The sequence below is a fragment of the Pseudomonas nitroreducens TX1 genome (genome assembly GCF_000313755.1).
Lineage (GTDB): Bacteria > Pseudomonadota > Gammaproteobacteria > Pseudomonadales > Pseudomonadaceae > Pseudomonas > Pseudomonas nitroreducens_A.
Genome location: NZ_AMZB01000055.1, coordinates 1 through 11,021 on the forward strand (window position 1 = coordinate 1; position 11,021 = coordinate 11,021).

11 protein-coding genes are annotated in these 11,021 nt (G+C 65.0%); 7 read left to right on the forward strand and 4 right to left on the reverse strand.

What is annotated here, in order from left to right; all coding sequences use genetic code 11:
* Positions 1-337 precede the first annotated feature (337 nt).
* Positions 338-1,639, reverse strand: coding sequence for a dicarboxylate/amino acid:cation symporter (locus C167_RS0101180; RefSeq protein ID WP_017516453.1), 1,302 nt, complete (start codon positions 1,637-1,639; stop codon positions 338-340).
* Positions 1,640-2,003: 364 nt separating this feature from the next.
* Here C167_RS0101180 and C167_RS0101185 point away from each other — a divergent pair, with 364 nt between their 5' ends.
* Entirely contained in the window at positions 2,004-3,005 is a 1,002-nt protein-coding gene (locus C167_RS0101185; RefSeq protein ID WP_017516454.1) for an AraC family transcriptional regulator, read from the forward strand.
* 191 nt (positions 3,006-3,196) lie between these two features.
* On the opposite strand, the gene C167_RS0101190 is transcribed toward C167_RS0101185, so the two are convergent.
* From C167_RS0101190 to C167_RS0101200, 3 genes are read right to left on the reverse strand one after another with little or no spacing between them, the layout of a single operon-like run.
* The gene (locus C167_RS0101190) at positions 3,197-4,540 is read right to left on the reverse strand and encodes an ATP-binding protein (protein ID WP_017516455.1); all 1,344 of its coding nucleotides are present in this window, start codon (positions 4,538-4,540) and stop codon (positions 3,197-3,199) included.
* Positions 4,537-5,214: a response regulator gene (locus tag C167_RS0101195; protein ID WP_017516456.1), complete on the reverse strand. Its 678-nt coding sequence runs from the start codon at positions 5,212-5,214 to the stop codon at positions 4,537-4,539. The genes C167_RS0101190 and C167_RS0101195 overlap by 4 nt, the downstream gene beginning before the upstream one ends.
* Before the next feature lie 55 nt (positions 5,215-5,269).
* Positions 5,270-5,881, reverse strand: coding sequence for an outer membrane beta-barrel protein (locus tag C167_RS0101200; RefSeq protein ID WP_017516457.1), 612 nt, complete (start codon positions 5,879-5,881; stop codon positions 5,270-5,272).
* Positions 5,882-6,081: 200 nt separating this feature from the next.
* On the opposite strand from C167_RS0101200, the gene napE reads away from it, so the two are divergent.
* Genes napE through C167_RS0101230 form a run of 6 tightly spaced genes read left to right on the forward strand, consistent with a single transcriptional unit; the run spans position 6,082 to position 10,661 of the window.
* The gene (napE, locus tag C167_RS0101205) at positions 6,082-6,249 is read left to right on the forward strand and encodes a periplasmic nitrate reductase, NapE protein (RefSeq protein WP_026078721.1); all 168 of its coding nucleotides are present in this window, start codon (positions 6,082-6,084) and stop codon (positions 6,247-6,249) included.
* 10 nt (positions 6,250-6,259) lie between these two features.
* A complete protein-coding gene (gene napF / locus C167_RS0101210; RefSeq protein WP_026078722.1) occupies positions 6,260-6,745 on the forward strand; it encodes a ferredoxin-type protein NapF in 486 nt (161 codons plus the stop codon).
* The gene (locus C167_RS32035; RefSeq protein WP_017516460.1) at positions 6,738-7,046 is read left to right on the forward strand and encodes a chaperone NapD; all 309 of its coding nucleotides are present in this window, start codon (positions 6,738-6,740) and stop codon (positions 7,044-7,046) included. The genes napF and C167_RS32035 overlap by 8 nt, the downstream gene beginning before the upstream one ends.
* Entirely contained in the window at positions 7,043-9,547 is a 2,505-nt protein-coding gene (gene napA, locus C167_RS0101220) for a nitrate reductase catalytic subunit NapA (protein ID WP_017516461.1), read from the forward strand. The genes C167_RS32035 and napA overlap by 4 nt, the downstream gene beginning before the upstream one ends.
* 10 nt (positions 9,548-9,557) lie before the next feature.
* The gene (locus C167_RS0101225) at positions 9,558-10,052 is read left to right on the forward strand and encodes a nitrate reductase cytochrome c-type subunit (protein WP_017516462.1); all 495 of its coding nucleotides are present in this window, start codon (positions 9,558-9,560) and stop codon (positions 10,050-10,052) included.
* A 9-nt stretch (positions 10,053-10,061) separates the two neighbouring features.
* Positions 10,062-10,661, forward strand: coding sequence for a cytochrome c3 family protein (locus C167_RS0101230; RefSeq protein WP_017516463.1), 600 nt, complete (start codon positions 10,062-10,064; stop codon positions 10,659-10,661).
* Positions 10,662-11,021: the final 360 nt, after the last annotated feature.

An 11,021-nucleotide genomic window follows, 5' to 3' on the forward strand; every position in this document is an offset into this window, starting at 1 on the left:
TATCGAAGTCGGCAGACACAAGCGGACCCTGTCCGCGAAATCCATCGCGACGTAACCCGCTCTCACCGTTGAGCACAGAGGCGTAACGCCCATTGCCGGCGCCCGCCCGCGAGCCGTCGCCTAGCGACGGGGCCCTGCCTCACCTTGTAGGAGCGAGCTTGCTCGCGAACCCGCCCAACTCCGAAGCCGCCGGGAAGCCCCGTTCGCGAGCAAGCTCGCTCCTACGAACCTCCGCCGCGCCAAGCACCCGCCCATAAAAAAGCCCGCTCATATGAGCGGGCTGGAAAGGCTCCGGCGCTTCACGTTCGCCGGGCCGAATTGCTCGTTGGACAGCGCGTCAGGAAGGCTGCAGCTCAGCGGAGTTGCCCGGCCCGGCGGCCAATTCTGCGGACAGGGTCTTCTCGTCCAGCTGCTTGCACCACTTGGCGACCACGATGGTGGCTACGCCGTTGCCAACCAGATTGGTCAGGGCGCGGGCTTCGGACATGAAGCGGTCGATACCCAGGATCAGCGCCAGACCGGCAACCGGCAGGTGACCGACGGCGGACAGGGTGGCGGCCAGCACGATGAAGCCCGAACCGGTGACGCCCGCGGCGCCCTTGGAGGCGATCAGCAACACGACCAGCAGGGTCAGTTGGTGGGTGATGTCCATCGGGGTGTCGGTGGCCTGGGCGATGAACACGGCGGCCATGGTCAGGTAGATCGAAGTGCCGTCCAGGTTGAACGAGTAGCCGGTCGGGATCACCAGGCCGACGACGCTCTTGTCCGCGCCCAGCTTCTCCATCTTGGCGATCATGCGCGGCAGGGCCGACTCGGAGGACGAGGTGCCCAGCACGATCAGCAGTTCTTCGCGGATGTAGGAGATGAAGCGCAGGATGCTGAAGCCGTGGGCACGGGCGATGCCGCCCAGCACGATCAGCACGAACAGCAGGCAGGTGATGTAGAAGCACAGCATCAGCTGGCCCAGCTGCACCAGCGAGCCGAGGCCATAGGCGCCGATGGTGAAGGCCATGGCACCGAAGGCGCCGATGGGCGCGACCTTCATGATCACGTTGATGATGTTGAACATCACGTGGGTGATGCGATCGATGAACTCGAATACCGGCTTGCCGTAGTCACCCAGGCGGTGCAGCGCGTAGCCGAACAGCACGGAGAAGAACAGCACCTGCAGGATGTCACCGTTGGCGAAGGCGCCGACCACGGTGCTGGGGATGACGTTCATGAAGAAGTCGATGGTGCTCTGCTTCTCGCCCGAAGCGATGAAGCCGGTGAGCGCCGCGTTCTTGTTCATTTCGGCGGTCAGCGTGGCGACGTCGGCGTGCATGCCGGCACCCGGCTGGACGACGTTGACCACGACCAGGCCGATGATCAGCGCGATGGTGGAAACGATCTCGAAGTACAGCAGCGCCATGCCGCCCGTCTTGCCCACCGCCTTCATGCTCTGCATGCCGGCGATTCCGGTGACCACGGTGCAGAAGATGATCGGCGCGATGGCCATCTTGATCAGTTTGACGAAGCCATCGCCCAGCGGCTTCATCAGCTTGGCGGTGTCGGGGTAGAAGTGGCCGAGCGCGATACCGATGGCGATGGCGATCAGTACCTGCACGTACAGGCTTTTGTAGAAGGGTTGCTTGGTCATGGCAGCTCTGTCCTCACGGGCGAGTGCTCCCCGGAGGAAACACAACACCGAACGCGTTATCTCCCTGCAATGGGAGAATTTGTTTTCAGGGCATGCCAGACGGCAGGCCTTGAGCGCATATCGCAAGTGCTGTGCCAGACCTTTAAAAAATACGTAATCCCTTTAAATTCAATGTCTTCCGTAAAAAGTCGCGGCACGGAAGACCCTGGAAATGGCGGATTCCCGCCTTCTCGCTGGCGGGTTTCCCACCCTCTGGCGGGTATCCGCCACGGCCTTCGTACCGTAGATTGTAGAACTCCGATCAGGTTCGATCGGGTTCACCGCGCGATTCCTAGACACGCGGCCATAACAACAAGGACCGCTCATGCGAGAACGCACCATTGCCAGCCATTTCGTCCGCGCCGCCATACGCGGGGCGCAGCGCAAGGGGCTGGACGTCCAGGCGCTGCTGCGCAACGCCGGCATCGCCCCGGTCATCCTCGACGAACCCCGCGCGCGGATCGATCCCTCGCAGTTCACCAGCCTGATGCAACACCTGTGGGAAGCGCTGGACGACGAGTACATGGGCTTGGGCAGCCTGCCCAGCAAGCGCGGCACCTTCGCCATGATGTGCAACGCGATTATCCACTGCCGCACGCTGGAGAAGGCGCTGGGACGCGGCTCGCTGTTCTACGGGCTGTTTCCGGAGGCCCCTCGGATCGAACTGGTGCGCGATGGCGACAATGCCCGCCTGACCCTGGACGAGACCCACCTGCGCGACCCGGATCACTTCCTCGCCGAGAGCCTGCTGCTGATCTGGCACCGCCTGGCCAGCTGGCTGATCGGCCAGCGTATCCGCCTGGAAGAAGCCACCTTCAGCTACCCGGCGCCCGAGCACCAGGCCGAATACGACCTGCTGTTCCCCTGCCCTCGCCGCTTTTCCGCCAGCAGCACCAGCCTGCTGCTGCAGGCGCGCTACCTGGACATGCCACTGCTGCAGGATGAGCGCACGCTCAAGCATTTCCTCAAGGATTCCCCCGCCGACCTGCTCGCCCGCCCCGACGGCGGCGACAGCCTGACCAGCCAGATCCGCCGCCTGCTCGGCCGCGACTGCCGCAGTTGGCCGGACCTGGAACAGGTCGCCGCGCAACTGCACATGAGCCCGCAGACCCTGCGTCGCCACTTGCGCGAAGAAGGGCCGAACTTCCAGGAACTCAAGGACCAGCTGCGCCGCGACCTGGCGATCTATTACCTGGGGCGCGACGAACACTCGATCCAGGACATCGCTGACCAGCTCGGCTTCTCCGAGCCTTCGGCCTTCCACCGGGCGTTCAAGAAATGGACGGGGCTGACACCGGGGGCCTACCGGGCGCAGCAGGGGGAGTGAGACGAAGGCACAGCCTCTGTCTGAAGGAACGCGTCATGAGCGCATGTGACGGGCATGGCGAGCTCCTTGCATCGGCTGCGGTGCGGTGAGTGTTCGCGAGCAAGCTCGCTCCTACAGGGATCAACCCTGTGCACGATTCGCCTTTTGTAGGAGCGAGCTTGCTCGCGAACCTGATCCCCGCCAACTCGCGATCAGCCCGGCAGGCAAATCCGGAAGCACGCCCCGCCCAGCGCGGAGTCCTCCAGCGCCAGCTCGCCGTCGTAGCTGTCGATGATGTCCTTGACCACCGCCGTGCCGATACCCTGGCCGGGGTGCTGGGTGTCCAGCCGCTCGCCGCGCTTGAGGATGCGTTCGCGCTGGCTGGCCGGCACGCCGGGGCCGTCGTCCTCGATGATCAGCTCGAACTTCCGGCCATTCTTGCGCGCACTGACCTTCACCGTGGTCAGGCACAGGCGGTAGGCGTTCTCCAGCAGATTGCCGAGCATCTCCAGCAGTGCGCCCTGCTCCAGCGGCAGGGAGAAGCCCGGCGGGATGTCGCGTTCCAGCTTCACGCGCTTGTCGCGGTAGACCTTGTCCAGCGCGCCGGCGATGGTGTCCAGCAACGGATCGAGGGCCGCGCGGTGGCGGATCAGGCCGCTCTTGCGCATGGTCGCGCGCTGCAGTTGGTAGCCGATCTGCTGGCTCATGCGTTCGATCTGGGTCTGCAGCACCTGCACCTGCTCACGATTCTTCGGCTCGTCGGCGAGGGTTTCGCTGACGCCCTGCAGCACCGCCAGCGGCGTCTTCAGGCTGTGCGCAAGGTCGCCCAGGGAGTTGCGGTAGCGCTCGCGCTGCGCACGCTCGCTGTCCAGCAGACGGTTCACCGAGTCGGTCAGGCGCAGCATCTCGGCGGGGTGCTCGTCGCTCAGGCGCTCACGGTCGCCGGTCTCGATCTGGTCCAGCTCCGAACGCAGGCCACGCATGGAGCGGAAGCCCCAGCCGAGCCCGAGCCACAGCAGGCCCAGCAGCAGCAACAGCGCGCCGCCCAACCAGAGGTAGAGCTGGTCGCGGAAGCCGCTGACCAGTTCACGGAATTCGCTCTCCGGCTGCATGGTGACGATGCTGTAGGCCGCGCGCTGGCCGCCCAGCAGGTCGATCTCCACGTCGTAGACGAAGAACTCCTGGCCGGTGGCGTCGCGGATGCGGGTGAACTCGTCGATCAGGCCGTCGTACTTGGGCGAGTAGTCGACGCTCTCGTCCTGGGCCGAGGTGGACCGCCACACCAGCTTGCCGGACTGGTCGTAGATGAAGCCCAGTAACTTCGATTCGGGAAGGTTGAAGTCCTCCACCGGCAGGTGCTCGGGCATGCTCAGGACATTGCCTTCGATGCGCGCCGAGGACACCAGGGTCGCCACGTCCGCCGCCAGGCGCTGCTGGATGGCGTTCTCCAGGGCAATGCTGAACGCGCGCTGGAGCGCCGGCAGCAACGCCGCCATGAACAGCACGGCCAGAATCGCCGCGCCGATCATCAGCCGTAGGCGCAGCGAGCGGATCATTTACACAACTCGTTGAAGATGTAGCCCTGACCGCGCACGGTATCGATCGGCTTGAAGCCTGAGGCGCTCTCCAGCTTGCGGCGCAGGCGTCCGACCAGCACTTCGATGACGTTCGGGTCGCGCTCGTCGTCATCCGGGTAGAGCTGCTCGATCAGCCGCTCCTTGGCCACCACCTGCTGGTGATGGCGCATGAGGTATTCCAGGATGCGGTATTCGAAGGCGGTCAGCTGCAGCGATTCGCCGTCGACCAGCGCCTGCTTGCGGTTGATGTCCAGCACCAGCGGGCCGGCCTCGATGCTCGACTGGGCGAAGCCGCTGGAGCGGCGCAGCAGCGCGTTCAGCCGGGCTTCCAGCTCTTCGAACTGGAAAGGCTTGACCACGTAGTCGTCGGCGCCGGCGGCCAGGCCTTCGACCTTGTCCTGCCAGTTGCCGCGAGCGGTGAGTATGAGAATGGGGAAGGTCTTGCCCTGGCTGCGGAACTCGCGGATCAGGTCCAGGCCGCTCATGCCGGGCAACCCGAGGTCGATCATCGCCAGGTCGTGATGGTATTCGCTGGCGCGGTACAGCGCCTCTTCGGCATTGGCCACGGCGTCGACCACATGGCCTTGTTCGCCGAGCCGGGTATACAGGTGATGGCGCAGCAGCGCCTCGTCTTCCACCACCAGCAGTTTCATGCGCGCACTCCCTGAGTCAGGCAACCGGGCCGCGCGGGCCCGGTTGCGTTACCGGTCAGAACTTGTAGTTGGCGCCCAGGTAGAACTGGGAGCTGCTGTGCAGGTCAAGGGATCCCACCTTGCTGCCACCGTGCGGGCTCATCTCGGTACTCGCGTTGGTACGCAGGTAACGGTAGCCGCCTTCTACGGATGCGTTCTTGCCGAGTTCCTGGAGGATACCGGCTTGGGCGCCGATGGCGTAACCCACATCGCTGTCGCGGCTGTAGCCCTTGGAGTCCTGTTCCAGCTTGACCAGGCCGGCGGTGCCGCCGCCGAACAGCTTGGTGCCCTGGTCGCCCAGCGGCAGGAAGGCGTCGTAGCTGCCGAGCAGGTTCTGCTGGCGCAGCTTCAGGCCGTTCTCGGTGTCGGAGACGTTTTCGTAGGTGACGTAGTAGCGGCCCTGTTCCATCTGCTGGCCGGCGCGCACGCCCCAGGTGCCGCTGTTATTGATCACGCTGTCGAATTTCGGGTTGCCGAGGTTGCGGTTCAACGCGTCGGACTTCTGGATGTTGTTGCTGGTTTCGCCCCAGGTCATGCCGACGAAAGTGTCGGTGGCGTTGGCGGCAGTAGCGGCGACGCTGGCGCCGAGGATGGCGGTGGCGAGGGCGATTTTCTTCATGGCTTTCATGGGGACTCTCCCGTCAAGGATTTGCGTAATGGGTTGACGGGGAGAAGGTTACGAGGAGCGCTCTGAACGGAACCTGTCGGCGCGCTGAACCATCGCTGAACGAAAACGCTGTATGAAAAAAGAATAACGCACGTGGGATTTTGCCCACACAAGAAGCAAGGACTAGGCTGATGTCCAAACGTTGGCGGGAGGCTGACCCAATGCCCGATAAGACCGGAGCCGACACGGAAAAGGGCAAGGAAACCCGACTGTTTCTTTTCCTTGTGATCTGCCTGTTCCCATTGCTCTCTGTGGCCATCGTCGGTGGCTACGGCTTCATCGTCTGGATGTACCAGCTGGTGGCGGGGCCACCCGGCCCGCCCTCGTAGGGCCGCCGTCATGCTCGCAAGACGCGCCCTGCTGCGGCGCCTGGGCGGTGTGCCTGAGGTCCGGCGACCACCGTGGACTGCCCCCGCCAGCGAATTCCTCGAAGGCTGCACGCGCTGCAACGCCTGTATCGACGCCTGCCCGGAGCAGGTGTTGACAGTGGGCGATGGCGGCTATCCGCAGCTGGACTTCAGCCGGGCCGGTTGCAGCCTGTGCGGCGACTGCGCCCAGGCCTGCGATGCGCAACTGTTCGACCTCGGCCGCCCGGCCTTTGCCTGGCGCGCGCAGATCGACGACCGCTGCCTGGCCCGCGCCGGCATCCATTGCCGCAGTTGCGATGACGCCTGCGAGCCGCGCGCCATCCGCTTCCGCCCGCAGTTGGGCGGCCCGTCCCTGCCCCTGCTCGATCCCGCCCTGTGTACTGGCTGTGGCGCCTGCCTTGCGCCCTGCCCCGGCCACGCCATTCACCTGCTCAACCGTGAGGCCCACCATGCCTGACCCGCAAAGCGTCCAGATTGCCAGCCTGATCATCCACACGCGGCCCGAGTTGCTCGAAGCGGTCAAGGCCAACCTGGCGCGCCTGCCGAACCTGGAAGTTCACCAGCAGAGCGCCCAGGGCAAGCTGGTGGTGGTGCTGGAGGCCGAACACGAGGCCAGCATCCTCGACAACCTCAATGCCATCCAGAACCTGCCCGGTGTACTCAACGCGGTGCTGATCTACCACGAGATCGTCGAGTGGCCCGAATCCTTGCAGGTCGAACCCCAACCCGCTCTCGCCCAGGCCGGAGGTGCCCGATGAACCTGACTCGCCGCCAGTTCGCCAAGGCCAACGCCGCCGCCATTGCCGCGGCCGCCGCCGGCCTGCCTATCCTGAGCTCCGCCAGCAACCTGGTCACCGAGGCGGACATGACCCGCCTGGACTGGAACAAGGCGCCCTGCCGTTTCTGCGGCACCGGCTGCAGCGTGATGGTCGCTACCCGCGACGGCAAGGTGGTCGCCACCCACGGCGACATCAAGGCCGAGGTCAACCGCGGGATCAACTGCGTGAAGGGCTACTTCCTGTCCAAGATCATGTACGGCAGCGACCGCCTGACGCGCCCGCTGCTGCGCATGAAGGACGGCAAGTTCGACAAGCAGGGTGAGTTTTCGCCGATCAGCTGGGACGCCGCCTTCGACATCATGGCCGAGAAGTTCAAGGCCGCGCTCAAGGCCAAGGGCCCCACTTCCGTGGGCATGTTCGGCTCCGGGCAATGGACGGTGTGGGAAGGCTACGCCGCCAACAAGCTGTTCAAGGCCGGCCTGCGCAGCAACAACATCGACCCCAACGCCCGGCATTGCATGGCCTCGGCGGTGATGGGCTTCATGCGCAGCTTCGGCATGGACGAGCCCATGGGCTGCTACGACGACATCGAGGCCACCGACACCTTCGTGCTCTGGGGCTCGAACATGGCCGAGATGCACCCGGTGCTCTGGTCGCGGGTCACCGACCGCCGCCTGAGCGCAGGTCAGGTCAAGGTGGCCGTGCTGTCCACCTTCGAGCACCGCAGTTTCGATCTGGCCGACATCCCCATGGTGTTCAAGCCGCAGACCGACCTCTACATCCTCAACTACATCGCCAACCACATCATCGAAAGCGGCGCGGTCAACCGCGACTTCGTCGACAAGCACACCCGCTTCGCCCACGGCGCCGAGGACATCGGTTATGGCCTGCGGCCGGACAACCCGCTGGAGAAGCAGGCGAAGAACGCGGACAAGGCCAATACCTGGAGCGACATCGGCTTCGACGAGTTCGCTGCCTTCGTCAAACCCTACACCCTGGAACGCACCGCCAAGGAAAGCGGCGTCCCGGCCGAGCGCCTCAAGGCACTGGCCGAGCTGTACGCCGACCCGAAGCGCAAGGTGGTGTCGTTCTGGACCATGGGCTTCAACCAGCACACCCGCGGGGTCTGGGCGAACAACCTGATCTACAACATCCACCTGCTCACCGGGAAGATCAGCGAACCGGGCAACAGCCCCTTCTCCCTCACCGGCCAGCCTTCGGCCTGCGGCACCGCCCGCGAAGTGGGCACCTTCGCCCACCGCCTTCCAGCCGACCTGGTGGTGACCAACCCCAAGCACCGGGAGACCGCCGAAAGAATCTGGAAGGTGCCCGCCGGCACCATCCAGGAAAAGGTCGGCTTCCACGCCGTGCAGCAGAGCCGGATGCTCAAGGACGGCGTGCTCAACGTCTACTGGACCCAGGTCTGCAACAACATGCATGCGGGGCCGAACATCATGCAGGAGGTCCTTCCGGGCTGGCGCAACCCGGAGAATTTCGTGATCGTCTCCGACGTCTATCCCACCGTCTCCGCCCAGGCTGCGGACCTCATCCTGCCCAGCGCCATGTGGGTGGAAAAGGAAGGCGCCTACGGCAATGCCGAGCGCCGCACGCAGTTCTGGCACCAGCTGGTGAAGGCACCGGGCGAGGCGAAATCCGACCTCTGGCAACTGGTGGAGTTCTCCAAGCGCTTCACCACCGACGAGGTCTGGCCCGCCGAACTGCTGGCCAAGGCGCCGGATCTCAAGGGCAAGACGCTCTATGAGGTGCTGTTCAGGAACGGCCAGGTAGATGCCTTCGGCAGCGAGCAGATCGCCAAGGGCTTCGAGAACGACGAGGCCAAGGCCTTCGGCTTCTATATCCAGAAGGGCCTGTTCGAGGAATACGCCAGCTTCGGCCGTGGCCACGGCCATGACCTGGCGCCCTTCGACGCCTACCACGAGGCGCGCGGCCTGCGCTGGCCGGTGGTGGACGGCAAGGAAACCCGCTGGCGCTACCGCGAAGGCTACGACCCCTACGTGGCCAAGGGCAGCGGCCTGCAGTTCTACGGCTACCCGGACAAGAAGGCGATCATCTTCGCCCTGCCCTACGAGCCGCCGGCCGAAGCGCCGGACAAGGAATACCCGTTCTGGCTCTCCACCGGCCGCGTGCTCGAGCACTGGCACACCGGCAGCATGACCCAGCGCGTGCCCGAGCTGTACAAGGCGGTGCCCGACGCCGTGGTGTACATGCACCCTGATGACGCGCGCGAGCTGAAGATGCGCCGCGGCAGCGAGGTGAAAGTGATCAGCCGGCGCGGCGAGATCCGCGCGCGCATCGAAACCCGTGGGCGCAACAAACCGCCGCAGGGGCTGGTGTTCGTGCCCTTCTTCGACGCCAACAAGCTGATCAACAAGGTCACGCTGGATGCCACCGACCCGATCTCCAAGCAGACCGACTACAAGAAATGCGCGGTGCGCATCGAACTGGTCAGCCTGGCCTGAGGAACGCGCGATGAAACCGACACTGCCTGCCCTGCTCCTGCTGCTTTTCGCCCTCCCGGCGTTGGCCGCCGAGGTCAATTACCCGCTGGATGCCCCAGCTCCTGACGGCCGCCGCCCGGGTGGCACCCTCACCCAGGACCGCCCGGCGCCGCCGCTGGCCACCGACGAGAACAAGGACATCCGCCGCGAGCGCAACTATCCCGAGCAGCCACCGACCATCCCGCACACCATCGTCGGTTACCGCATCGACACCAACAGCAACAAGTGCCTGTCCTGCCATAGCCGCGCCAACAGCGCGCGGGTACAGGCGCCGATGATCAGCATCACCCACTACATGGACCGCGACGGCCAGCCACTGGCCGCCGTGGCTCCGCGGCGTTACTTCTGCGTGCAATGCCATGTGCCGCAGAAGGACGTGAAGCCGCTGGTGGGCAACACCTTCGAGGACATCGACACCATCCTCCAGCACGACGCGGCCGCCGGCACGTCGACCGGCAAGCCCTGAGGAGGCGCCATGAAAGCTCTGTTCGCCTGGCTCTCGGGCTACTGGCACGTCCTGCGCCGTCCCAGCGTGCACTACAGCCTGGGCTTTCTGACGCTGGCCGGGTTCATCGCCGGGATCATCTTCTGGGGCGGCTTCAACACCGCGCTGGAAGCGACCAACTCCGAGGCCTTCTGCACCTCCTGCCACGAGATGCGCGACAACGTCTTCGTCGAGCTCAAGGACACCATTCACTACAGCAACCGCTCCGGCGTGCGCGCCACCTGCCCGGACTGCCACGTGCCGCACAAGTGGACCGACAAGATCGCGCGCAAGATGCAGGCTTCCAAGGAGGTCTGGGGCAAGATCTTCGGCACCATCAACACCCGCGAGAAATTCCTCGATCACCGCCGCGAGCTGGCCGAGCACGAATGGGCGCGACTCAAGGCCAACGACTCGCTGGAGTGCCGCAACTGCCACAACTTCCAGTTCATGGACTTCACCCGCCAGAGCCAGCGCGCACGGCAGATGCACTCCACCGCCCTGGCCTCCGGCGCGGCGACCTGCATCGACTGCCACAAGGGCATCGCCCACCACCTGCCGGACATGAGCGGGGTGAAGGGCTGGGAGTGAGGCTGACGGGAGGCTCAGAGTCGCTCCAGTACGAGAGACGGGGGAGCCGAGTCTTCGTCCTCGATAGCGGGAGTTGCCTGCGGGAGTCGCGGATAAGATCCGCTCCTACGGGAGCAGTGCTCCGGCCAATACCCGGCGCTGGACCTGCTTTCGTAGGAGCGGACCTTGTCCGCGAAGGATTCCCGACAGCGCCGAGCGTCCCGGTTCGCGAGCAGGCTCGCTCCTACAAAAGAGCGCCCGTATGTTCTGGATTTGGCGTCAGGTGTCACTGTAGGAGCGAGCTTGCTCGCGAACAGTAGCCGCCGGCAAACATCGAGCAGGAGAAATCGCGCTCCTACCAAGCAGAGGCCCCGGCATATG